The sequence below is a fragment of the Nocardia otitidiscaviarum genome, assembly GCF_007362295.1.
GTDB lineage: Bacteria > Actinomycetota > Actinomycetes > Mycobacteriales > Mycobacteriaceae > Nocardia > Nocardia otitidiscaviarum.
The window spans coordinates 5764412-5787412 of record NZ_CP041695.1 but is presented as its reverse complement, the minus strand read 5'-3'; the positions used below and the strand labels follow the sequence as shown (position 1 = coordinate 5787412).

Genomic DNA, 23001 nt, shown 5'->3' with positions numbered 1-23001 from the left:
CTATCCGGCGGCGGATCTCGGTGAGACGAACCGGTTCGACGGACATACCGCCATGGCGCGGGCGGCTACATCACCGCCACGAGGACCACGATGATGATCAGCAGGCCGATGAGCAGGCCGATGGCCACCGCCAGAGGGCCCGCGTTGGGTCCGAGGTTGGCGAAGTCGATGCCCTTCGGCTTGCGCTGTGCCGCTGCGGGAGCGGCGGTTTGGGTGCGCGGCGGGCGGGGGAGCGGGGTGGAGTGCGGGCTGCGCAGGCCCGCGGCGGAGTTGCGGGCGGCCCAGGCGGGGATGGTGCCGTCCTCGGTGCGTACGGGCGCACCGAGAATGTAGGGGGCGGTGCCGGGACCGAATGCGGCCGTGAGGATCTCGTTGCGGGCCTCGGTCATGGTGGGGCGGCGCTGCGGTGCCGGCTCCATCATGTGCAGCAGGGCCTGGGTGAGCGGTCCGGTGCGCTCCGGCGGAATGATCTGCGCCATGGCGGCCCGCTGCACCACCGCGTCGCTGTCGTCGGAGAAGCCGTAGGGCGGCTGGCCCTCGATGGCGGTGTACAGCGTCGCGCCGAGGGAGAACACATCGCTGGCGCTGGTCGGCTGTGCCCCGCGCGCCACCTCCGGCGGCAGGTAGGCGGGGGTGCCGGTGATGACATCGGGATCGTCCATGCCGTCGCCGACGCCGCGTGAGATGCCGAAGTCGCTGAGCTTCACCATGCCCACCTCGTCGCCGCGGTCGGCGACGAGGATGTTGCCGGGCTTGATATCGCGGTGCGTGATTCCGGCGGCGTGCGCGGCCGCGAGCGCGTCGGCCACCTGCGCGCCGATCTGCGCCACCTCGATGGGGGAGAGCCGGTCCACCAGCGCCAGTGCCTTGGCCACGCTGCGCGAGGGCAGGTACTCCATGACCAGCCACGGCTCACCGGCCTCGAGCACCACGTCGTACACGGCGATGGCGTGCTCGTGCGAGAGCTTGGCCGCCACCCGGCCCTCGTGGACGATCTGGTTGCGCACCGCCTCGGCCTGCTCCTCGCTCAGTCCGGCGGTGGTGAGCACCTGTTTGATGGCGACGTCGCGGTGGAGTAGGCGGTCGGTTGCCAGCCACACCGCACCCATGCCGCCGCCGCCGATTTTGGACTGCAGGCGGTAGCGGCCGGCCACCAGGTAATCGGGGCCGACGATGGGACGGGCGCGTTCGGTCACGGGTGCAGGGTAGCGGAAAACCATCCCGACGGGCCTGCTTCGAAACCCGAGGTTTGCGCCACTCCCCCTTGACGTGACCGAGGTGTCGGGTTCTACTGGATTGCACTCGAACGTATATTCGAATTATGTGGGTAGCTGGATCGGTGCTGGGTATTCGGGATCCGGTAGCGGTGGATCCATCGGTGGGAGAGGTGGTCGATGATGGGTTCGGCGGGGCAGGTGCGGGGGCAGCAGCTCGAGCAGCTGCGGCGGCGGATGGCCGCGATCCCGGCCCGCGGCGCGGATCCGGCCGGGCGAGCCGCGGTGTCCGGTGCGCTTCGACGGGAAGCGCTGCCCGTCCCGCCCGCGCTGGTGGAGCTGCTGCCCGAGGGCGGGCTGGCCAAGGGGTCGGTGGTCGCCTACACCGGAGCCAGCTCCCTGCTCTCCGGCCTGCTGGCCGCCGTGACCGGTGCCGGAGGGCACGCCGCCGCGGTCGGTCTGCCCCGTCTCGGTCTGCTGGCCGCCGCCGAAATGGGAGCCCAGCTGGGCCGCCTGGCGGTCGTGGCGGACCCCGGCCCCGACCGCCTGGAGGTGGCCTCGGTCCTGCTGGACGGCTTGGACCTGGTCGTCCTCGGCCTCGACGGGGCCGCCGTGCCGCCGTCGCGCGCCCGCGTGCTCTCCGCCCGCGCTCGCGCCCGCAGCTCCACCCTCGTGGTCACCGGCGGCTCCTGGTCCGGCCCCTCCCTGCACATCGACACCAAGGTCACCGGTTATGACGGCCTCGGCCGCGGCTGCGGCCGCCTGCGCACCGTCCGCCTCGACGTCTCCGTCCGCGGCCGCTCCCTCCCACCCCGCCACGGCAGCCTCGCCACCTTCCCCCGCAACGGCCGCGTCGAATGGGATCACACGCCCGTCGAAACCCTCCGCCCCGCCCACACCGACCCCGCCCACACCGACCCCGCCCACCCCACCGCGTCTTCCCCCGCCCACGCCGAACCTCCCGCCCGCCATGCGGCCTCCTGAACCGGCGGGACCCGGCGTGGCCGCGCCGCTGCCGAGCCACGGTCGGTCGGCCCGTACCGCTGTCGCCATGGCGGAAACGAATGCGCGGTGGCCCGAACGGGCGGCCAGTTCGCACCGACCCGGTTGTGCCGCAGCGTCTGCCACAGCGGCGAAACGTCCTGAGCCTCGGCAGCTCCAGGCGACAGCGCGGGGCGAATCGACAGCGCGCTGTCGCGACATCGAGACGGCGCGAACCTCAAGGCCGCACCGCGTCGCTGCGCGGTCGTCGTGGCGGCGTCCGTGGGCTGGGGTTCGGGTGGGTTTCGTGCTCGGCGAGCGGTCTCTGGAACCGGCTGATTCCGGCCCGGGAGTGTCCGCGCCGAACTGTGGGCAGTCGTCCAGGCCCGTTGTTCCGCTCTCGAGGTGGGTGTGGCCCTTCGTTGGGAAACGGTCCGGAAAGCGCCGGTGGACCGCGGAATGCTCGGGTGGTCGCGGTGAGTGAGCGGGCGCGGTCTCGGGTGTTGGCGGTGTGGTGTCCGGATTGGCCCGCGGTGGCGGCGGCGGCCGTGGCGGGGGTGCCGGTGACTCGGCCGGTGGGGGTGTTCTCGGCGAATCGGGTGGTGGCCTGTACGGCGGTGGCTCGGGCCGAGGGGGTGCGGCGGGGGACGCGGCGGCGGGAGGCGCAGGCTCGGTGTCCGGAACTGCTTGTGGTGCAGGATGATCCGGATCGGGATGCGCGGGCGTTCGAGCCGGTGGTGGCGGCCGTGGATGCGACGGTGCCGGGGGTGGAGGTGTTGCGGCCGGGGCTGCTGGTGCTGGCGGCTCGGGGCGCGGCGCGGTATTTCGGGTCGGAGGAGGCGGCGGCGGAGCGGTTGGTGGACGCGGTGGCGGCGGTGGGGGTGGAATGCCAGATCGGGATCGCCGACGAACTGTCGACGGCGGTGTTCGCCGCGCGGCGCGCCATCCTGGTGCCGCCCGGCGGCGGCGCGGCCTTCCTCGCGCCGCTGCCGATCGGCGAACTCGCGGTGGAACCCGCCCTGTCCGCCCCGGAACGCGCGGACCTGGTGGATCTGCTGCACCGCTTGGGATTACGCCGCATCGGCGACTTCGCGGCGCTCACTCCCGCCGAGGTGTCCTCCCGTTTCGGCGTGGACGCCATCGCCGCGCACCGCTGCGCGCTCGCCCGACCCGAACGCCGACCCGGCACCCGGCCGCCCGCCGCCGACCTCACCGTGGAATACCGCTGCGACCCGCCCATCGACCGCGTGGACGCCGCCGCCTTCGCGGGCCGCATGCTCGCCGCCCAGCTGCACGAACTCCTCGCCGCCGCCGCGGTGGCCTGCACCCGCCTGTCGATCCAGGCGGAAACCGCTGCCGGAGAACACCTCTCCCGCACCTGGCGCTGCGCCGAACCCCTCACCCCCGACAGCACCGCCGACCGCATCCGCTGGCAGCTCGACGGCTGGCTCACCCGCCGCACCCGCGGCGGCGGTCGGGCGGATCCGCCCGCGCCCACCGCCCCCATCACCCTGCTGCGGCTGGAACCCGTCGAGGTGGTGTCGGCGGGGGCGCTCCAGCTGGGCCTGTGGGGCGGGGTCGGAGAGGAGGAGGCGCGGGCACGGCGTGCGTTGGCTCGGGTGCAGGGGCTGCTGGGCGGGGAGGCGGTCCGGGTGGGGGTGCTCAGTGGCGGGCGCGGTCCCGAGGAGCGGATCACCATGGTGACCCTGGGCGAGGAGTTGGTGCCCGCGGCCGATCCGGCGCAACCGTGGCCGGGGCGGCTGCCCGAACCCGCCCCCGCCGTCATCCTGGCGCACCGCCCGCGGGTCCGGCTCGAGGCGGCCGACGGCACCCCGGTCTGGGTCACCGACCGTGGTCTCTTCACCACCGATCCGACGCATCTGCACTGGGGTTCCCGCAGTTGGCGGCTGCTCGGCTGGGCCGGACCCTGGCCCCTCGACGATCGCTGGTGGACCCACCGGAGCCCACAGGGTTACGTGGCCCGCGCCCAAGTGCTGCTGGACGGCGACACCCGCGCCCTGCTCCTGCTCGCCTACGACCACGCCTGGCATGTGGAGGGCCTCTACGAGTGACCACCGACCCGTTCACGCCGGGCGCGGCGGGCGGGCCTGGCCGCGATCTGCCCAGGTTTGGCCGTGATCTGCTCGGATCAGGCCTGTCCCGGTTTCGCCGGGCACTCCTGATCGGGGCCGGGTCAGGATGTTATCGGCCGGTACTCCGCCGGTAGCGGCACGGTTTCCCGCATATCGGAATCCAGCCGGGGTATGGTGCCGCGCACAACCGGCGGCGCGGTGCGGGCACGCCCCGTAGGCTGGCTGATCGTGGAGTCGACGGTTACGCGGGTCGCGTTCGAGGACGTGCTCATCGCCTATCGGGATTCCGGGGCGGAGCGGGCCGCGAGCACGGTGCCGGTGGTGCTGGTGCACGGCATGGGCGGGGATGGTCACACCTGGGATCGGTTCGCGCGGCAGTTGGCGCGGCGTGGACGGCGGGTGATCGTTCCGGATCTGCGTGGGCACGGGCGCAGCGCGCACGCCGACTCGTACCTGTTCGCCGAATTCGGCGGCGACCTGCTGCGGCTGTGCGACCGGCTCGGTCTCGAATCGGCGGATTTCGTGGGCCATTCGCTGGGCGGCTACGCGGTGTCGTGGCTGGCCATGCGACGTCCGGAACTGGTGCGCCGCTTGGTGATCGAGGAGCAGCCGCTACCGCTGCGCTCCGGTGACGAACAGGTGACCCTGACCCGACGGCTGCCCTCGGTGCCGGAGCTGTGGCACGCCACCACCAGCCTGCTGCGCCATCCGCGCGCCGTGCTGGCCTTCGACCGCTCCATGACCCGCACCGCCCTGGAGCAGTTCCGCAAGCCGTATCCGGAATGGTGGGAGGGTCTCGCGGATATCGCCGCGCCGACGCTGTTCCTGCGCGGCGGCCCCGGCGGCATGGTCGACCCGGACAAGGTCGAACAGTTGCGCGTCAGCATCCCCGACTGCACCGTGCACACCTTCCGCTGCGGGCACAGCATCCACCGTGACCGCTACCACGAGTTCGAGGCAGCGGTCCTGCCGTTCCTCCGGCACTGACCACGCAGGGGCGGCTCGCCGGCGATACCGCCCGGCCGCGGTCCTGACGGGTGACGCTCAGTCCGGAATCGGCGTCTGCTGGTAGCAGGCCAGCCGCCAGTCCCCGTCGACGCGGACGTAGACGCTGGTCATGATGCCCCGGAAGGCGGGCTCGGCACCCTCGCGGTACGCGATGCCGGTGTAGACCAGGATCGTGCTGTCGCCGGCGTCCACCAGACGCGGACTCTCCAACTCGAAGGTCCGCCACGGTGGAGCGTTCTTCAGCGAGTCGATGACGCCGTCGCGGTCCAGCACCATGCCGTTGGCGAGCACCATCACCGCGTCCTCGGTCATGAGCGAGCCGTAGAAGTCCGCCCCGGTGCTGGTGCACAGCGCGTCCCAGCCTCGACGCTCGACCGCGAGGAGTTCGTTCAGTAATTCCTTATCGGTCATGCCTCCACCCTACGAGCGCGTCCGATTTCCGCCGGTACGACGCTGTCCGGGGCAGGACGGGTGGCCCGTTTGCGCCACGTGTCGGCGGCGTTTTCTACAGTGAGATCGTGTCCGCATCAGATCGCCCGATCCTGTTCTTCGCCGGGGAGGCGGAGTTTCGGGAATGGCTGATGGCCAATCACGCCGCCATGGACGGGGTTTGGCTGAAATTCGCGAAGCGGGGCACCGGCTACATATCACTCGACTACGCCGGTGCGCTGCGTCAGGCGCTGTGCTTCGGCTGGATCGACGGGCAGGCGCGGCGGCTCGACGACGAGTTCTATCTACAGAGTTTCACACCGCGGCGGCCGCGCAGCTCGTGGTCGCAGCGCAATGTGGGCTACGCCGAGGAATTGATCGAACAGGGACTCATGCATCCGGCCGGGCAGGCCGAGATCGACCGCGCCAAGTCCGACGGCCGCTGGGACAATGCCTACGGTCGGGAACTGCCGCAGGACTTCCTGGACGAGCTGGCGAAGCATCCGGAGGCGGCGGCGTTCTTCGAGACGCTGCCCGATCAGATCAGTGTCGAGATCGGCCAGCAGCTCGGCAGCGCGGTGCGGCCGGAGACCCGGGCGCGGCGGTTGGATCAGATGATTCGCAAACTCATCGACGGGCAGCCGCTGTGACGGCATTCGCGGGTCTGCCGTGTACGACGGCGGCGTGGGAGGTGCCGCTACCCGGCAGCGCCACCCACATCACCGGCTGGCTGTGTGTCGAGCAGCCCGGGGCGTGGGGGCGCGATGTGATCGGCGACGAGGTGCTCGGCTCCGATATCACCGCCGAACTGGCCGCCCGCACCAAGGCCGCCCGTGTGCGTCCGACGCTCATCCGCAGACCGGGTCGCCACGAGTTCACCGGTGTCCGAACGGTATTGCTCGTCAGCTCGCATCCCGAGCGTCCCTGGTGCGAACGTTTCGAGATCACCGACCTGAAACAGCTGCTCGACTTCGACCCGCACCTGCTCAACGGCCCGCCCCCGGGAATCGGTGCGCCCGTCGCCGATCCGCCGGTGCTGGTCTGCGCGCACGGCAAGCGCGACCAGTGCTGTGCCCGCCTCGGCCGCCCCATCGCCGCCCGCCTCGCCGCCGAATATCCCGGCCGCGTCTGGGAGTGCTCCCACACCGGCGGCCACCGCTTCGCCCCCGCCGTGGTGCTGCTCCCCTCCGGCCTCACCTACGGCCGCCTGACCGCCGACACCGCCCTCGAAACACTCGCCGCCGCCGACCGGAACACGCTGTCCCTGACCGGCTTCCGCGGCCGCAGCGGCCACACCCCGGTGGAACAGGTAGCCGAGATCACGGTCCGCGAACACCTGCGCGATATCGGCGACGACACCGCCGTGGCCCTGAATGCCCTCACCGTCACAGCCGCTTCGGCGACCTGGGGTCCCGCCGAAGCGGCCGACCAGGCAAGCCTCGCCGAGGCGGATACCTCGGCGGGGAGTGCCGAGGTGCCCGCGTCGATCGCACCGGCTGCCGCCCGGCTCGGCGATGGGACGGCACCCGCCGACCCCGCCACCTTCGCGGGCGCGGCGCAGGTCACCCACCGCGACGGCCGCCGCTGGCTGGTCACCGTCCACGCCTCCGCCTACGCACCCCGCCAAGCCAGCTGCGGAGCCGCCCCCAAACCCGTCAAAGCACTACGCGCCACTCGGCTGCACCGGCTGGAGTGAGCCCGCAACGGGTGCCGAGGCAGCCGGTGTCGCACCGCTGTCGGGATGCGGTTATCGCTTGCCGCATGGACTGTCGGCGCACATTGCGCTGGGGCGATGCCGGGACAGTCATAGGTGGCTGCGACTGGTCCAGCGCTGCGGTTCGGGAAGGCGCTGGCAGCCTTTGCGTACCGTCTGCACGCCGTGGCTCGGTGCCTGGTCGCGGTGCCTCGGCTGCGCGGCCGATGACGGAATCCGGCGTGCCCCAGCCGGATCTATTTCGGGCGAGGGGGAATTGGTGCGCTGCATCGTGCGAGAGCGTTCCGCCACCGGTTCCCCCTCGCGGTGCTACCAGTGGGTGCCGGGGACGAGGCGGGCGGCGCGGCGGAGGGCGGTGCCGGTGGCGCGGACGGCGGGGGGTACTTCGCGGCGGTGGCGTTTCGGGGGGAGGATTTCCAGTTGTGTCGTCTCCTCGGACTTCTCGCCTTTGGCGGCGGGGGAGTCGGGGAGGGCGCGGTAGTAGCGGTGCAGGATGCGGTCCTTGATGCGCGGGGTGATGAGGCTGCCGTATTCGGCGAGGGTGCCCAGCGGGACGTCGATGCGCTTGGGGCGGTCGGTGAGGGCGCGGACGATGGTGGCGGCGGCCCATTCGGGGGATTCCGAGGGGCCCTGGTTGCCGCTCGGGGCGATCATGGGGGTGCGCACCAGCGGCATGTGGATGGTGGTGAAAGTGATGTTGTCGGCCAGCATCTCGATCGCGGTCACCTCGGCGAACTTGTCGAGGGCGGCCTTGGAGGCCAGGTAGGCGGCGAAGCGCGGCGTGGCGACCTGCACTCCGGCGCTGGAGATGTTCACGATGTGGCCGAATTTGCGCTCGCGCATCTGCGGTAGCAGGGCCAGGGTCATGCGCACCGCGCCGAAGTAGTTGACCGCCATGGTGCGCTCGAAGTCGTGCATGCGGTCGGTGGAGCGGTGTACGGCGCGGCGGATGGAGCGCCCGGCATTGTTGACCAGCATGTCCACGTGACCGTGTGCGTCCAGGATCTGGGTCACGGCCTTCTCGACGGAGTCCTCGTCGGTGACATCGCACTGGTAGGCGTAGGCGTCGCCGCCCTCGGCCCGGATCTTCTCGACCACCACGGCCAGTTCCTCGGCGCGGCGGGCGAGCAGGAAGACCGTCGCTCCCTTCTCAGCCACGGCCGAGGCGGCCGCGCGGCCGATGCCGGAGGACGCGCCGGTGATGACGACGTGTCTGCCGGACAGGTCCCGGCGAGCGCGTCGACGGGCCCGGTAGCCGTCGCCTGTCGTTTCGCTCATGACTGCTCCTTTGCAGGTCGGATTGGCTCGAACTTACTCCAAAGTAAGTTCCAATGCCAGGGTGAGTTCCGAGGTTGGCGTGATGGGCTCGAGTTAATACAAACCGCCCGGTTGGAATGCGTGTACAGTCGCTGACTATCGAACACAAGTTCGATTTCTGGAGTGTGTGCGGAGGAGGTGTCGTGGGCTGGCACAACGGACCGCCGACCTGGTCGGAGCTGGAACGGGTGCTCTCCGGACGCCCGAACCGAACCGTCCCCGCGGGCGACGGCGGCGACAGCCCGGCCTGGTCTCGCAAGCGCGAGCCCTACCGTGCCGCACCGCTGCACCGTCCCGACGAACCCACCGTCCCCTACGCCGAACTGCACGCCCACTCCGCCTACAGCTTCCTCGACGGAGCCAGCCAGCCGGAGGAACTGGTCGAGGAGGCCGTCCGCCTCGGCCTCGAGGCCCTCGCCCTCACCGACCACGACGGCTTCTACGGTGTCGTGCGCTTCGCCGAGGCCGCCCGCGAATGGGGTATGCCCACCGTCTTCGGTGCGGAACTCTCCCTCGGCAGCGCCGCCCGCCCCGGCGCCCACCTCGCCCCGCGCGGCGGCCGACCCGCCTCGAGCTACCCGACCGCGTCCGGTGGCAGGGCTCGGACGCGCGGACGCCCAGCCGATTCGGCCGTGCCGAGCGATTCCGAGCCCCGCACCGGCGCACCCGATCCCGCCGGACCGCATCTGCTGATCCTGGCGCGCGGGCAGGAAGGGTACCGGCGGCTGTCCCGGGAGATGGCGGCGGCGCACATGGCGGCGGGCGAGAAGGGCATTCTGCGCTACGACCTGGACCGGCTCACCGCGGCGGCGGGCGGGCACTGGCAGGTGCTGACCGGCTGCCGGAAAGGGCATGTGCGGCAGGCGCTGCGGCGGGGCGACGCGGAAGCCGAAGCGGCACTGCGGGATCTGATGGAACGATTCGGACCGGACCGGGTGAGCGTGGAGCTCACCCACCACGGCATACCCACCGACGACGAGCGCAATGCCCGGCTGCTCGCCCTGGCCGACCGCCTCGGCCTGCCGGTGATCGCCTCCACCGGAGCGCATTTCGCCGCGCCGCCACAGCGCCGCCGGGCCATGGCGCTGGCCGCCATCCGGGCCCGGCAGAGCCTCGACGAGATGGCGGGCTGGCTCGCCCCCACCGGCGGCGCGCATCTGCGGTCGGGAGCCGAGATGGCGCGGCTGTTCGCGGCCTGCCCGCAGGCGGTGGCCAATGCCGCCGAACTGGCCCGGGAATGCGCTTTCGACCTGCGCCTGATCGCCCCGCGGCTGCCGCCCTTCGACGTGCCGGAGGGGCACGACGAGACCTCGTGGCTGCGCGAACTCACCTACCGGGGGGCCGCCCGCCGCTACGGTCCCCCCGCGCACAACCCCCAGGCGTACCGGCAGCTCGAACACGAACTCGAGGTGATCGAGCGGTTGCGGTTCCCGGGCTACTTCCTGGTGGTGCACGACATCGTCAGCTTCTGCCACGACAACGACATCCTGTGCCAGGGCAGGGGTTCCGCCGCCAACTCGGCCGTCTGCTACGCCATCGGCATCACCAATGTGGATCCGGTCGCCAATCAGCTGCTGTTCGAACGCTTCCTCGCGCCCGAACGCGACGGCCCGCCCGATATCGACGTGGACATCGAATCGGACCGCCGCGAGGAGGCCATCCAGCACGTCTATGCCAAGTACGGGCGCGAGTACGCGGCGCAGGTGGCCAATGTCATCACCTATCGGGGTAAGTCCGCGGTGCGCGATGCCGCACGCGCACTGGGGTTCTCGTCCGGACAGCAGGACGCCTGGAGTAAGCAGGTGAGCCGCTGGACGGGTGTCGCGAAGGAGGAGCACACCGATATTCCCGACGACGTCCTCGCCCTGGCCGGTGAATTGGAGGGATTGCCCAGGCATCTGGGCATCCACTCCGGCGGCATGGTGATCTGCGATCGCCCCATCGCCGATGTGTGCCCCACCGAATGGGCGCGCATGCCGGGACGCAGTGTGTTGCAGTGGGACAAGGACGACTGCGCCGCCGCCGGGCTGGTGAAATTCGATCTGCTCGGTCTCGGCATGCTCTCCGCCCTGCACTACATGATCGACCTGGTGCGTGAGCACAAGGGGGAGACCGTGGAGTTGCACCGGTTGGACCTCACCGAAACCGCTGTGTACGACATGCTTTCGCGCGCCGACTCGGTGGGCGTGTTCCAGGTGGAGTCGCGCGCGCAGATGGCGACCCTGCCGCGGCTGCGGCCGCGGAACTTCTACGACCTGGTGGTGGAGGTGGCCCTGATCCGTCCCGGGCCCATCCAGGGCGGCTCCGTGCACCCCTACATCCGCCGTCGCAACAGGCTGGAGCCGGTCACCTACGACCATCCGGCGCTGGCGAACGCGCTGGAACGCACCCTCGGCATCCCGCTGTTCCAGGAGCAGCTCATGCAGATGGCCGTCGATGTCGCCGGATTCACCGCCGCCGAGGCCGATCAGCTGCGCCGCGCCATGGGCTCCAAGCGGTCACCGGAGAAGATGGAGCGGCTGCGGGAACGCTTCTATCAGGGCATGCGGGAACTGCACGGCATTACCGGCGAGGTGGCCGACCGCATCTACGAGAAGGTCTACGCCTTCGCGAATTTCGGTTTCCCGGAAAGTCATTCGCAGAGCTTCGCCTCACTGGTGTTCTATTCGGCGTGGTTCAAGCTGCATCATCCGGCGGCGTTCTGCGCGGGCCTGCTGCGGGCGCAGCCGATGGGGTTCTACTCGCCGCAGTCGCTGGTGGCGGACGCCCGGCGGCACGGGGTGGTGGTGCACGGGCCGGATATCAATCACAGTCTCGCCGAAGCGACGCTGGAACGGCGGGGGATGGAGATCCGGCTGGGGCTGGCCGCGGTGCGGCACATCGGCGACGAACTGGCCGAGCGGATCGTCGCCGCCCGCCTGTCCGACGGGCCCTACCGCTCCTTCCTCGACCTCACCAACCGCGTGGAACTTACTGTCCCGCAAGCGGAATCGTTGGCCACGGCGGGTGCGCTCGGCAGCCTCGACATCACCCGCCGCCAAGCCCTGTGGGCCGCCGGGGCCGCGGCGGGGGAACGCCCCGACCGGCTCCCCGGCACCGGCGCGGCCACCGCCGCACCCGCCCTGCCCGGTATGAGCGAGCTGGAGTTGGCCGCCGCCGACGTCTGGGCCACCGGCGTCTCACCCGGCAGCTATCCCACCGAGTTCCTGCGCCCGCGACTCGATGCGCTGGGGGTGGTGCCCGCCGCCCGCCTCGCCGATATTCGCGACGGCACGCGGGTGCTGGTGGGCGGCGCGGTCACGCACCGGCAGCGCCCCGCCACGGCGGGCGGCGTCACCTTCCTCAACCTGGAGGACGAGACCGGCATGGTGAACGTGGTCTGCTCCGTCGGCCTCTGGACCCGCTACCGCCGCCTCGCCCAGAGCGCGCCCGCCCTGCTGATTCGCGGGCGCGTACAGAACGCCGAGGGGGCGATCACGGTGGTCGCCGACCACCTGCAACGCATGGACCTGCGCATCGAGGCGAAGTCCCGCGACTTCCGCTGAGCGCCGTCACGACCCCCGGGCCGCAGTGGGACCGCAGCCCCGACCGGGTGCCCGGCGCGGGCGGGACGCGGGGAGAATGGAGCGTGAGGAGAATTGTCGCGCAGAGAAGGGAGCCACCGTGCCGACCGTGGTCCGCGCGACGATCAAACCGAACAGCAAGAAGGGGCCGCTGGTGGAAACCCTCCCCGACGGCACCCTCCAGCTCTACGTCCGCGCCCCCGCCGTGGAGGGCAAGGCCAACAGGGCCGCCTGCGAACTCCTCGCCGCCCACTACGGCGTGCCCAAATCCGCCGTCCGCCTCACCGCGGGCGCGACCTCCCGCTTCAAACGCTTCGATATCGACGACTGACGCGTGCCCGGGCCTACCCGGCCACGACCGGAGAGCGGTCGGGGCCGATCGGGTTCAGAACGCGAGCTCTTCCCACGGAATGCGCAGTTGGAAGGGGAAGTCGAACTCGATGCCGTCGGTATCGGCCGCGGTCCACTCGCCGGCCATGAGGTAGTTGGCGGCGTGCAGCAGGTGCACGCCCGCCGGGACCAGCTGGCCGGGTTCGGTTTGCAGCGCGAAGGCGCGCACCTTCTCGATGACGCTGGCCTCGCGGGCGAGCGCCACCTCCCAGTACAGCGGAATACCGGCCCGCGCGTAGCGTGCCTTCTTCGCCTCGATATCGGATGCGGTGTTGCCGGGAGACAGCACTTCGCCGACGAGGTGGACATCGGCGGCGCGGACATCCTGGTACGGGGTTTCGAGACAGCGGTGGATCAGGAAGTCCGGTGTCACGAAATCGGACTTTCCGCTGGCGCCGAAGAAGACGTTCGTCTCGGTGGTGACGCGCCAGCAGTGATCGGGATGGCGGGTCACATCCGACCGTGCGCATCGGCGCAGTGCGCTCCAGAGCAGATTCGTGAACGTCTGATGCTCGGCCGGGCCACGTCGCATCCACATCACCCGCCCGTCCCACAGTTCGATCTGCTCGGCGATCTCCTCCGGTAGCCGCTCGAGCTCCTCCCACGTCATGTACTCGGGGATATCGGGCTGCTCGAGGTGGGGGACGGACATGTCCTCAGGATATTTCGCCATGTCCACGGCCTCCCGGATTCACGAGAAGCAGACGGTTTCGTCCGCGATGTCGGGTGTTGTCAGTGTCAGTAGACCGTGTGGGCGCGCGTCTGTCACTACACCGCGCCCGGGAAGCCCAGTTGCCGCCAGGCTTCGTAGACGGCGACGGCGGCGGCGTTGGAGAGGTTCATGGAGCGGCGGCCCGGGAGCATGGGGATGCGGACCTGGGTGGTGACGTGCGGGTCGGCGAGGACCTCGGCGGGTAGGCCGGTGGGTTCGGGGCCGAAGAGCAGGGTGTCGTGCTCGCGGTAGGCGACGGCGGTGCTGTGCGTGGTGGCCTGGGCGGTGAAGGCGAAGACGCGTTCGGGGCGGATGGCGTCCCAGGCGGCGGCCAGATCCTTGTGCACGGTGACCGAGGCGAGGTCGTGGTAGTCCAATCCGGCCCGCCGCAACTTGGGCTCGGATAGGTCGAAGCCGAGCGGCTCGATCAGGTGTAGTCGGCATCCGGTCCCGGCGGCCAGCCGGATGGCGTTGCCGGTATTCGGCGGGATGCGGGGCTCGTAGAACACCAGATGGAACACCCCGCCAGTCAACCAGACGGGGGTCACGCCGCTGTGCCGGACCGGCGGCGCGGCCGTTGCCGGGCCGTGTGGCGTTGCTGGGTGGTGGGGTTGCCGACCGGTGTGGCGTTGCCGGGTGGTGGGGTTGCCGACCGGTGTGGCGTTGCCGGGCGGTGTGGGGTTGCCGGGTGGTGTGGGGTTGGCGGGCGGTGAGGCGTTGCGGGGCGGTGTGGCGGGTGCCGGGTGGATTCGACCGGGCCGTATCGGTGGAAACCGCCCCGCCGCTAGACTGCGGCGCGTGAGTGCCCACGCCGCCCCCGAGAGCCGCAGCAGCCGCATCGGCGCATCCATCCGCACCCATCTGCCGCTCATCCTGGTGGCCGCGGTGCTGGTGGTGGCGGTCGTCTTCCTGGCCTGGGACCGCTGGCGACGCGGTGCCGTGTTCATCGGCGGCGCGGCCCTGCTGGCCGCGGCCTTCCGCATGCTGCTGCCCGCCGAACAGGTCGGCCTGCTCGCGGTGCGCGGCAAATGGTTCGACGTGGTCGCCCTGACCGCGCTGGGCTCGGCCATCATCGTGCTGGCCGCCACGGTCAACCCGCTCGGTATCACCTAGATCCGGCTCCCGCCGCAGCGGACGACGCGGGCCGATGTCAGCGGACGACGCGGGCCGATGTCAGCGGACGACGCGGGCCGATCTCAGCGGTCGGCGTAGGCCGATGTCAGCGGTTGTCGCGGGCCGCGCGGGCCAGGTCCATGGTTTCGGTGAGGAGTTTGCCGACCGCTTCGGTTTCGGTGAGGAAGCCGTCGTGGCCGTCGCGGGAGCGGACGATTTCCAGGCCCTTGCAACCGGGGAGGAGGTCGGCCAGTTCCTGTTGGGTGCGCAGCGGGTACAGGCGGTCGGAGTCGACGCCGCCGACGATGCAGGGGACCGGGGTGGAGGTCAGGGCGGTGGCGATGCCGCCGCGGCCGCGGCCCACGTCGTGCCGGTTCATGGCCTCGGTGAGCAGGATGTAGGTGCCGGGGTCGAAGCGGGAGACGAGTTTGTCGGCCTGGTATTCCAGGTAGCTCTGCACCGCGTAACGGCCGCCGTCCCAAGGGTTCTCGTCACCCTGGGCGTGGTTCTCGAAGCGGTGGTCGAGTTCGAATTCGGTGCGGTAGCTCAGGTGCGCGATACGGCGGGCGATGCGCATGCCGGTCATGGGCGCGCGCCCGGTGCCGTGGTAGTCGCCGCCCTGCCAGTCCGGATCGGCGGTGATGGCGGCGATCTGGGTGGTCTGGGTGCCGATCTGGTCGGCGGTGGCGCGCGGGCCGACGGCCAGCACCAGGGCGGAGCCGACGCGGTCGGGATGGCCGATCATCCATTCCAGCACCCGCATGCCGCCCATGGAGCCGCCGACCACCGCGGCCAGCCGTTCGATCCCGAGCAGGTCGAACAGCCGCACCTCGGCGGTCACCTGATCGCGGATGGAGATATCGGGAAATCGTGAGCCCCAAGGCTTTCCGTCGGGGGCCAGGGAGGCGGGTCCGGTCGAGCCCTGACAGCCGCCGAGCACATTGGTGGCGATGACACACCACTCCCGGGTGTCGATGGGCGCACCGGGTCCGACGGTGCCCTCCCACCAGCCGGGCGGCGAACCCGCCGCCCCGACCACATGGGAGTCACCGGTCAGCGCGTGCTCGACCAGCACCACGTTGTCCAGATTCGCCGAGAGTTCGCCCCAGCGTTGCGCGGCCAGCGTCACGTCGGTGACGACCGCCCCGTTCTCGAGTTCGACGTCCCCGATGGCAATACTGCCGAGCGTCCCGTCGGACGGTGGAAGCAGCGCCTCCACCGTCTCCCGGGACGTGCTCGATTCGATGTTCACGGTCAACGTGCCGCCGCCGTCAGTCCGGCCGTGAGATCGGCCAGGATGTCGTCGATACCCTCGATACCCACGGCCAACCGCACCAGCCCCGGGGTGACGCCGGAGGCCAGCTGCTCTTCCGGCGTCAGCTGTGAATGCGTGGTGGAGGCCGGATGGATGACGAGGGAACGCACATCCCCGATGTTAGCGACATGGCTGTGCAGCTCCAGCGCGTCCACGAACTTCTTGCCCGCATCGACGCCCCCGGCGAGCTCGAAGGACACGATCGCGCCCACACCCCTCGGTGCCAGCTGTTTGCCACGCTCGTACCAGGGGGAGGACGGCAGCCCGGCGTAGGACACCGACAGCACCTCCGGCCGCTGGGCCAGGAACTCCGCGACCGCCTGCGCGTTGGCCACGTGCCGCTCCACCCGCAGGCTCAGCGTCTCGATGCCCTGCGCGATGAGGAAGGCGTTGAACGGCGAGACGGCCGAGCCGAGGTCGCGCAGCAGCTGCACCCGCGCCTTGAGCGCGAAGGCGGGCGCACCCAGGTCCGCGTACACCACGCCGTGGTAGCTCGGATCGGGGGTGGTGAAGCCCGGGAACCGCGCCGCGCCGGATTCGTCGCGCCCGGTCCAGTCGAATCCGCCGCCGTCGACGATCACGCCCGCGACCGCGGAGCCATGTCCGCCAAGGTATTTGGTGGCCGAATGCACCACGATGTCGGCCCCGTGGCGCAGCGGCTGGATCAGGTACGGCGTCGCCACGGTGTTGTCCACGATGAGCGGCACCCCGGCGGCGTGGGCGATCTCGGCGACGCCCGGGATGTCCAGCAGCGCGCTGCTGGGGTTGGCCACGGTCTCGCCGTAGAACGCCTTGGTGTTGGGTCGCACCGCCGCCCGCCACTGCTCCAGGTCGTCGGGATCGTCGACGAAGCTGACCTCGATGCCCAGCTTGGGCAGCGAGTAGCGGAAGAGGTTGTAGGTGCCGCCGTAGAGGTGCGGGCTGGCGACGATGTGATCCCCGGCGGCGGCCAGATTGAGGATGGCGAAGGTTTCGGCGGCCTGTCCGGACGCCAGCAGCAGCGCCGCGACGCCGCCCTCCAGGGCGGCGATGCGCTGCTCCACCACGTCCTGGGTGGGGTTCATGATCCGGGTGTAGATATTGCCCGGCTCGGCCAGTCCGAACAGCGCGGCGGCGTGTTCGGTGTCGCGGAAGGCGTACGAGGTGGTCTGGTAGATCGGCAGCGCGCGGGCCCCGGTGGTGGCGTCGGGAGCCTGTCCGGCGTGCACCTGCTTGGTCTCGAAAGACCAGTTGGCCGGTTCGATGGGCGCGGTCGAGTCACTCATGTCCTGCTCCAAGAAAAGTCGCCGAATGGCGGGAAGTCTGACGTTATCGGAAGGCGAATGGGCTTCGACAACAACACATTTCGGTAGACCTCCTACAGTGCGCTTGCGCTCGGCCTTCGAGCGCCCGGTCCTCACCCGGAGCACCCCACCGCAGCTGGAGGGTTGCCGATCAGCAAGCCGGGGCTTGACGCTGATGCTCTTGACCTGATGCGAGATTCTAGCGGGCGGAGGGGTCGGAGTCCGAAGTGGGGCTGGACACACAGACGTTTCCGCAGATACGCAGGAATTCGCGATAGGCCGCGACCACGGCGTCGGCCATGCCCCGGGCGGAGGTGGCGCAGTTGCCGTCGACGGCCTCGACCTCGGTGCCGACCCGCATGATGGTGTGCCAGGTACCCAGCAGCAAACGCACCGGCAGGCTGTCCGCGGGCTGGCCGATGCGCTCGGCGATCACCTCGCCCATCTGCTGGGTCTTGTGCTCGCCCGCGTCGAGACTGCGGGCGCGCACCGCGGCGCTGCCGCGGATGATGTTCTGCATCTGCTGGAACCAGCGGAACGGCACCGGTTCATCGGCCTCGATGATGCGGTCGGTCAGGGCCAGGAAGCCGTCCAGCATCGCCTGCAGCTCGTTGTCGTGCGGCGGCTGCGCCCGCAGATACTCGGCCATGGCCTGCCCCCATACCTCGATGGGGGCGATGACGATCTCTTCCTTGCTCTCGAAGTACCGGTTCACGGTGCGTGGTGAGACGTCGGCCGCGTCGGCGATCTGTTCGACGGTGGTGGCGTCGAAACCCTGGGCGTCGCACAGCTCGAGTGCCACATCGATGATGCGCTCGCGGGTCTGCTGCTTCTTGCGTTCGCGCAGTCCCGGTCGACGGCGTTCCAGGAGATCGGCAGGCGTTGACGACTCGGACATTGCCTCAGTCTATCGCTATCGGGCCGAATTGTGTCATTAACAGCCATCTGTCTGATTGCGACATTTTTCGCTTGACGTCATTTGTCGGTGGGTGCCAGTATGGTCCGGGTTGTTCGTAATGCCCTGAGGAGAACGACGTGACCACTGCGACCGCGACTCGCGAACCCGACGAAATATCCAGACAGACAAGCGCTTCCAAGCGCTGGCTGGCCCTGGGCGTACTCGCCCTGGCGCAGCTCATGGTGGTGCTGGACGCCACCATCGTCACGATCTCGCTGCCCTTCGCGCAGCAGGATCTGCACATCAGCGAGGCCGACAAGCAGTGGATGCTGACGGCCTACACCCTCATCTTCGGCGGCCTGCTGCTGCTCGGCGGCCGCCTCGCCGACTACCTCGGCCGCCGCCGCATCTTCCTGATCGGCCTGGTCGGCTTCGCCGCCGCCTCCGCGCTGGCCGGGCTCGCACAGAACGCCGGACAGCTGTTCGCCGGGCGCGGCCTGCAGGGTGCGTTCGCGGCATTGCTGGCACCCGCGGCGCTGTCACTGGTGTCGATCACCTTCACCGAGGTCACCGAGCGAGCCAAGGCGTTCGGTGTCTTCGCGGGCGTCTCGGCGGGCGGCGCGGCCATCGGGCTGATCGCGGGCGGCGCGCTCACCGAGTACGCCGACTGGCGCTGGTGCCTGCTGGTCAACACCCCCGTCGCACTGCTGGCACTGGTCGGGGCGTACGCCTTCGTCGTCAGGGACGAGCCCGCGCCGCGCACCGGCGGCTACGACCTGCCGGGCGCGATCACCGGCACCCTCGGGCTCATCGCCATCGTCTACGGCTTCACCCGCGCGGCCGAGAACGGCTGGGGCGCGGCATCCACCCTCGGGCTGCTGGCCGCGGGCGCGGCCCTGCTGGTGGCCTTCGTGGTCATCGAACACCGGTCCGCGAATCCGCTGCTGCCGTTGCGCATCCCCGGGGAGATCAACCGGGGCGGCTCGTTCCTGGTGGCGCTGCTCATCCCGATCGCCATGTTCGCCATGTTCCTGAACCTCAGCTACTACCTGCAGATCACCCTCGGGTACTCGGCGCTGAAGGCCGGTGTCGCCTTCCTGCCGTTCCCCATCGGCATCGTGGTGTCGGCGGGTATCGCCAGCGCGGTACTGCCGAAGCTGGGTCCGCGCCCGGTGCTGCTGGCCGGGACCGCGCTGGGCATGCTGGGGCTGCTCTATCTGGCCCAGCTCGATTTCGGTGACGGCTACGCGGCGTCGGTGCTGCCCGCCATGACGCTCATCGCACTCGGTATGGGTGGCGTCTTCGTGGCCATGCAGACCACCGCGCTGCATCAGGTGGACGAGGCCGATTCCGGGGTGGCCAGCGCGCTGCTCAATGCCGCGCAGCAGGTCGGCGGTTCCATCGGCACGGCCCTGCTGACCACCATCTCGGTGCAGGTCGCGCAGCGGTACGTGGCCGACAATCCGACCATCGACAATGTCATGGCCCGGGCCGCCATCCACAGCTACGACGTGGCGTTCTACATCGGTGCGGGCTTCTTCCTCATCGCCCTGCCGATCATCGCGCTGATGATCCGCGACAAGCCGGAGAACCTGCTCGAGGGCGCGGAGAAGCCGGTTCACGTGGGCGTCTGATCCTCGTATCCTCGACTCATAGGCCGCGTGCTTCCTACTTGCGAGTAGCCCTCCGCTGTTCCCGCACAGCGGGGGGCAACCGCGCGGTGAGGTTCATAGCAGCAGTACGCTTGTCTTGCTTGACGCCACAGCGTACGTGGACCTGGCACCACAGGCCCCGTGCCGCGCGCCATGCGTATACGTTGTCTGTTGAACAGCTGGGGTCCGCTACAAGCGGTGCTCACCGGCCGTGCAATGGGAGCACCACCTTCCTAGGAGGACACGAAGATCCATGTCCAAGATCAAGGTTGAAGGCACCGTCGTCGAGCTCGACGGCGATGAGATGACCCGGATTATCTGGCAGTTCATCAAAGACAAGCTGATCAATCCGTATCTCGATGTGAACCTCGAGTACTACGACCTCGGCATCGAGTACCGCGACAAGACCGACGATCAGGTCACGATCGACGCGGCCAACGCCATCAAGAAGCACGGCGTCGGCGTCAAGTGCGCGACGATCACCCCCGATGAGGCCCGCGTCAAGGAATTCGGTCTGAAGAAGATGTGGCGGTCGCCCAACGGCACCATCCGCAACATCCTCGGCGGCACCATCTTCCGCGCGCCGATCATCATCTCCAACGTCCCGCGCCTGGTTCCGGGCTGGACCAAGCCGATCATCATCGGCCGCCACGCCTTCGGTGACCAGTACCGCGCCACCGACTTCAAGGTGCACCAGGCGGGCACCGTCACCCTCACCTTCACCCCGGAGGACGGCTCCGAGCCGATCGTCCACGAGGTCGTGAAGATGCCCGAGGACGGCGGCGTCATCATGGGCATGTACAACTTCCAGGAGTCCATCCGGGACTTCGCGCGGGCCTCGCTGAACTACGGCCTGCAGCAGAACTACCCGGTGTACATGTCGACCAAGAACACCATCCTCAAGGCGTACGACGGCATGTTCAAGGACACCTTCCAGGAGGTGTACGAGACCGAGTTCAAGGAGGAGTTCGACGCGGCCGGTCTCACCTACGAGCACCGCCTCATCGACGATATGGTCGCCTCCGCGCTGAAGTGGGAGGGCGGCTACGTCTGGGCCTGCAAGAACTACGACGGCGACGTGCAGTCCGACACCGTGGCGCAGGGCTTCGGCTCGCTGGGCCTGATGACCTCCGTGCTGCTCACCCCGGACGGCCGGACCTGTGAGGCGGAGGCCGCGCACGGCACCGTCACCCGGCACTACCGCCAGCACCAGCAGGGCAAGCCCACCTCCACCAACCCGATCGCCTCGATCTTCGCGTGGACCCGTGGTCTGGCCCACCGCGGCAAGCTGGACAACACCCCCGAGGTCATCGGCTTCGCCCAGGCCCTCGAGGACGTCGTCATCAAGACCGTCGAGGACGGCCAGATGACCAAGGATCTCGCGCTGCTGGTCGGCGGGGATCAGGGCTACCTGACCACCGAGGAATTCCTCGGTGTGCTGGACGCCAACCTGGCGCGCGAACTGCGCTGAGCAATCCCGGGCGTACCCACGCCCGACCCGCTCCTCCGCGTTGCGCGGATGGGCACAGCGCTGACGCACGTGAACAGCGCGCCGCGGCGAACGATGGCGGCCGGGACCACCGTCCCGGCCGGAGCCATCGCCGCGACACATGCCGGGCACCTGCCCCCACTCACCGGTGGAGCGGGTGCCCGAACTGTTTTCCGGACGCGTCTACCCGAATCGCGGCGGACATGTCAGGATGCAGGACGATGTCTGCGACACAACGCCTTTCGCGTTCTTTCGGATCCCATCGACGGCAGCGCCGCTGGACGGTCCCGCTCCTGGTCGCCCTGCTGCTGGCCGGATTCGGCTGCATCGATCCGGCTCCGGCCGCCGCCGACTCCGATGCCGGGCCGCTGGTGCTCGCGCATCGCGGTCTGGGCCAGACCTTCGATCCGGACGGGATCGAGGCCGACACCTGCACCGCCGAGCGCATCCACCCGCCCGAGCACGGATATCTGGAGAACACCGTCGCCGGCATGCGGGCCGCCTTCGACGCCGGAGCCGACCAGGTCGAATTCGACGTGCACTGGACCGCCGACGGCCAGTTCGCCGTCTTCCACGACTGGGAACTGGACTGCCGCACCGACGGCACCGGCACCACCCGCGACCACACCATGGCGGAACTGCGCGGCCTCGACATCGGCTACGGCTATACCGCCGACGGCGGCAAGACCTTTCCGTTCCGAGGTAAGGGCGTCGGTCTCATGCCCACCCTGGAGGAGGTGCTGACCGCCTTCCCCACCCGGTCGCTGTTGATCCACATCAAGAGCAATGACCCGGCCGAGGGCGAGGCCCTGGCCGCCCGGCTGGCCGCCGAACCGGCCGAACGGCGCAGCGCGCTCACCGTGTACGGCGGTGACAAGCCGATCGCGGCCCTGCGGGCGGCGCTGCCCACCGTGCGGGTGATGTCCAAGCAGATCATGCTGGAGTGCCTCGGCGCGTACGCCGCCATCGGCTGGACCGGCACCGCCCCCGCCACCTGCCGCAATACCCAGCTGCACATTCCCGAGGGCTACACCCGCTTCCTGTGGGGCTGGCCCGACCGGTTCGTGGAGCGGATGGCCGCCACCGACGCCCGCGTGGTGCTGGTCGCCGGGGACGGCGGATTCTCCGAGGGATTCGACACGCCGGAATCGCTGGAGCGGATTCCGGACGGGTTCACCGGCCTGGTGTGGACGAACCGGGTGGATGTCGTCGCGCCGCTGCTGCGCTGACGCACGTGAACAGCGCGCCGCGGCGAACGATGGCGGCTGGGACCACCGTCCCGGCCGGAACCATCGCGGCGGTCGACGATCAGCAGAACATCGGGTTCCCGCAAGGGGGGCCGCTGAGGGTGCTGATCAACGCGAACGGCACCGCGAGCAGGTCACTGCTGCCCGTGCCGACGGCGCCGTCGATGGGTGCCGCGGGCGAATGGGCGTCGCCGGCGGACATCGGCTCCAACTCCAGCGGCGCCGCCATGACGCCGCCGGTCGTCCCGGTGAGCGCCGCTGCCACGGCCGCGGTCACGATGCCGATCCGCACGATATTCTTCATTGACGATACCTCCTGGTCGAGTGCCATATGTTCCCCGTGAACGCTTGCGGTTCACGGGGTTTCGACAATGCATGAGGGGAGCAGCGCCTGCGAGCCCCCAGTTATCAGGTCCGCTCCGGATTGCCCGGTTCTCGGCGGCGGAATCTGGAGCGGATTCCAGGCGGGTTCACCAGGGCGCGCGGCCGCCGTCCGAGCTCGACCGACTGGTCGATGCCGCGCGCATCCGCGTGAGTGGGATCACGCTGTCTGCGGAGCCCTGAGGGTAGGTGGAAAGCTGTG

At 69.9% G+C, this 23001-nt stretch carries 20 protein-coding genes and 1 riboswitch; of the genes, 11 read left to right on the top strand and 9 right to left on the bottom strand.

Annotated elements, in window-relative coordinates; all coding sequences use genetic code 11:
• Positions 1-65: 65 nt before the first annotated feature.
• Complete coding sequence (locus FOH10_RS26075; RefSeq protein WP_143982702.1) at positions 66-1220, bottom strand: serine/threonine-protein kinase; 1155 nt, start codon at positions 1218-1220, stop codon at positions 66-68.
• A 174-nt stretch (positions 1221-1394) separates the two neighbouring features.
• Here FOH10_RS26075 and FOH10_RS26070 point away from each other — a divergent pair, with 174 nt between their 5' ends.
• From FOH10_RS26070 to FOH10_RS26060, 3 genes are all read left to right on the top strand, one after another.
• Entirely contained in the window at positions 1395-2198 is an 804-nt protein-coding gene (locus tag FOH10_RS26070) for a hypothetical protein (RefSeq protein WP_425326103.1), read from the top strand.
• A gap of 473 nt (positions 2199-2671) precedes the next feature.
• The gene (locus tag FOH10_RS26065; RefSeq protein WP_244961379.1) at positions 2672-4267 is read left to right on the top strand and encodes a DNA polymerase Y family protein; all 1596 of its coding nucleotides are present in this window, start codon (positions 2672-2674) and stop codon (positions 4265-4267) included.
• A gap of 249 nt (positions 4268-4516) precedes the next feature.
• Positions 4517-5275 carry an alpha/beta fold hydrolase gene (locus FOH10_RS26060; RefSeq protein WP_029923799.1) on the top strand — a complete coding sequence of 253 codons (759 nt, stop codon included), beginning with the start codon at positions 4517-4519 and terminating at the stop codon, positions 5273-5275.
• A 57-nt stretch (positions 5276-5332) separates the two neighbouring features.
• Here the strand turns inward: FOH10_RS26060 and FOH10_RS26055 are convergent, their stop codons facing one another.
• Positions 5333-5707 (bottom strand): nuclear transport factor 2 family protein, encoded by a 375-nt coding sequence (locus tag FOH10_RS26055; RefSeq protein ID WP_039810154.1) that lies wholly within the window; start codon positions 5705-5707, stop codon positions 5333-5335.
• Between the two features lie 107 nt (positions 5708-5814).
• Here FOH10_RS26055 and FOH10_RS26050 point away from each other — a divergent pair, with 107 nt between their 5' ends.
• Both FOH10_RS26050 and FOH10_RS26045 read left to right on the top strand, forming a co-directional pair.
• Positions 5815-6375 (top strand): YdeI/OmpD-associated family protein, encoded by a 561-nt coding sequence (locus tag FOH10_RS26050; RefSeq protein ID WP_029923801.1) that lies wholly within the window; start codon positions 5815-5817, stop codon positions 6373-6375.
• Positions 6372-7421 (top strand): ferredoxin family protein, encoded by a 1050-nt coding sequence (locus tag FOH10_RS26045; RefSeq protein WP_143982699.1) that lies wholly within the window; start codon positions 6372-6374, stop codon positions 7419-7421. Before FOH10_RS26050 ends, FOH10_RS26045 begins: the two co-directional genes overlap by 4 nt.
• Positions 7422-7748: 327 nt before the next feature.
• On the opposite strand, the gene FOH10_RS26040 is transcribed toward FOH10_RS26045, so the two are convergent.
• Entirely contained in the window at positions 7749-8717 is a 969-nt protein-coding gene (locus FOH10_RS26040) for an SDR family NAD(P)-dependent oxidoreductase (RefSeq protein ID WP_143982698.1), read from the bottom strand.
• 182 nt (positions 8718-8899) lie between these two features.
• Here FOH10_RS26040 and FOH10_RS26035 point away from each other — a divergent pair, with 182 nt between their 5' ends.
• Both FOH10_RS26035 and FOH10_RS26030 read left to right on the top strand, forming a co-directional pair.
• Positions 8900-12301 carry an error-prone DNA polymerase gene (locus tag FOH10_RS26035; protein ID WP_143982697.1) on the top strand — a complete coding sequence of 1134 codons (3402 nt, stop codon included), beginning with the start codon at positions 8900-8902 and terminating at the stop codon, positions 12299-12301.
• Between the two features lie 118 nt (positions 12302-12419).
• Complete coding sequence (locus FOH10_RS26030) at positions 12420-12650, top strand: DUF167 domain-containing protein (RefSeq protein WP_039810162.1); 231 nt, start codon at positions 12420-12422, stop codon at positions 12648-12650.
• A 54-nt stretch (positions 12651-12704) separates the two neighbouring features.
• On the opposite strand, the gene FOH10_RS26025 is transcribed toward FOH10_RS26030, so the two are convergent.
• Positions 12705-13361 (bottom strand): Uma2 family endonuclease, encoded by a 657-nt coding sequence (locus FOH10_RS26025; RefSeq protein WP_143982695.1) that lies wholly within the window; start codon positions 13359-13361, stop codon positions 12705-12707.
• 116 nt (positions 13362-13477) lie between these two features.
• Positions 13478-13942, bottom strand: coding sequence for a tRNA (cytidine(34)-2'-O)-methyltransferase (locus FOH10_RS26020; protein ID WP_029923806.1), 465 nt, complete (start codon positions 13940-13942; stop codon positions 13478-13480).
• A 277-nt stretch (positions 13943-14219) separates the two neighbouring features.
• On the opposite strand from FOH10_RS26020, the gene FOH10_RS26015 reads away from it, so the two are divergent.
• Entirely contained in the window at positions 14220-14534 is a 315-nt protein-coding gene (locus FOH10_RS26015; protein ID WP_244961378.1) for a DUF3017 domain-containing protein, read from the top strand.
• Positions 14535-14640: 106 nt separating this feature from the next.
• Here the strand turns inward: FOH10_RS26015 and metX are convergent, their stop codons facing one another.
• The 3 genes from metX to FOH10_RS26000 all read right to left on the bottom strand — a co-directional run bounded on the left by metX (position 14641) and on the right by FOH10_RS26000 (position 18030).
• Positions 14641-15792, bottom strand: a complete 1152-nt coding sequence (gene metX / locus FOH10_RS26010; RefSeq protein ID WP_186000590.1) for a homoserine O-acetyltransferase MetX — start codon at positions 15790-15792, stop codon at positions 14641-14643.
• Positions 15789-17114: a bifunctional o-acetylhomoserine/o-acetylserine sulfhydrylase gene (locus FOH10_RS26005; RefSeq protein ID WP_143982694.1), complete on the bottom strand. Its 1326-nt coding sequence runs from the start codon at positions 17112-17114 to the stop codon at positions 15789-15791. Before FOH10_RS26005 ends, metX begins: the two co-directional genes overlap by 4 nt.
• 94 nt (positions 17115-17208) lie before the next feature.
• Positions 17209-17319, bottom strand: a riboswitch (SAM riboswitch).
• A gap of 12 nt (positions 17320-17331) precedes the next feature.
• A complete protein-coding gene (locus FOH10_RS26000) occupies positions 17332-18030 on the bottom strand; it encodes a TetR/AcrR family transcriptional regulator (RefSeq protein ID WP_143982693.1) in 699 nt (232 codons plus the stop codon).
• A 137-nt stretch (positions 18031-18167) separates the two neighbouring features.
• Between FOH10_RS26000 and FOH10_RS25995 the strand changes: the two genes are divergently transcribed.
• The 3 genes from FOH10_RS25995 to FOH10_RS25985 all read left to right on the top strand — a co-directional run bounded on the left by FOH10_RS25995 (position 18168) and on the right by FOH10_RS25985 (position 22400).
• Positions 18168-19664 (top strand): MFS transporter, encoded by a 1497-nt coding sequence (locus tag FOH10_RS25995; RefSeq protein WP_244961377.1) that lies wholly within the window; start codon positions 18168-18170, stop codon positions 19662-19664.
• Positions 19665-19935: 271 nt separating this feature from the next.
• Positions 19936-21153 carry an NADP-dependent isocitrate dehydrogenase gene (locus FOH10_RS25990; RefSeq protein WP_039810171.1) on the top strand — a complete coding sequence of 406 codons (1218 nt, stop codon included), beginning with the start codon at positions 19936-19938 and terminating at the stop codon, positions 21151-21153.
• Positions 21154-21392: 239 nt separating this feature from the next.
• Positions 21393-22400 carry a glycerophosphodiester phosphodiesterase family protein gene (locus FOH10_RS25985; protein WP_143982692.1) on the top strand — a complete coding sequence of 336 codons (1008 nt, stop codon included), beginning with the start codon at positions 21393-21395 and terminating at the stop codon, positions 22398-22400.
• Positions 22401-22479: 79 nt separating this feature from the next.
• Here the strand turns inward: FOH10_RS25985 and FOH10_RS25980 are convergent, their stop codons facing one another.
• Positions 22480-22749: a hypothetical protein gene (locus tag FOH10_RS25980; protein WP_143982691.1), complete on the bottom strand. Its 270-nt coding sequence runs from the start codon at positions 22747-22749 to the stop codon at positions 22480-22482.
• Positions 22750-23001 lie beyond the last annotated feature (252 nt).

What these genes read in the sequence shown, in the direction of transcription:
- FOH10_RS25990 (WP_039810171.1), top strand. Translation starts at nt 19,936, where the DNA reads ATGTCCAAGATCAAGGTTGAAGGCACCGTCGTCGAGCTCGACGGCGAT.
- FOH10_RS26070 (WP_425326103.1), top strand. Translation starts at nt 1,395, where the DNA reads ATGATGGGTTCGGCGGGGCAGGTGCGGGGGCAGCAGCTCGAGCAGCTG.
- FOH10_RS26005 (WP_143982694.1), bottom strand. Translation starts at nt 17,114, where the DNA reads ATGAGTGACTCGACCGCGCCCATCGAACCGGCCAACTGGTCTTTCGAG.
- FOH10_RS26075 (WP_143982702.1), bottom strand. Translation starts at nt 1,220, where the DNA reads ATGGTTTTCCGCTACCCTGCACCCGTGACCGAACGCGCCCGTCCCATC.
- FOH10_RS26055 (WP_039810154.1), bottom strand. Translation starts at nt 5,707, where the DNA reads ATGACCGATAAGGAATTACTGAACGAACTCCTCGCGGTCGAGCGTCGA.
- FOH10_RS26025 (WP_143982695.1), bottom strand. Translation starts at nt 13,361, where the DNA reads ATGTCCGTCCCCCACCTCGAGCAGCCCGATATCCCCGAGTACATGACG.
- FOH10_RS25985 (WP_143982692.1), top strand. Translation starts at nt 21,393, where the DNA reads ATGTCTGCGACACAACGCCTTTCGCGTTCTTTCGGATCCCATCGACGG.
- FOH10_RS26000 (WP_143982693.1), bottom strand. Translation starts at nt 18,030, where the DNA reads ATGTCCGAGTCGTCAACGCCTGCCGATCTCCTGGAACGCCGTCGACCG.
- FOH10_RS26040 (WP_143982698.1), bottom strand. Translation starts at nt 8,717, where the DNA reads ATGAGCGAAACGACAGGCGACGGCTACCGGGCCCGTCGACGCGCTCGC.
- FOH10_RS25980 (WP_143982691.1), bottom strand. Translation starts at nt 22,749, where the DNA reads ATGGCACTCGACCAGGAGGTATCGTCAATGAAGAATATCGTGCGGATC.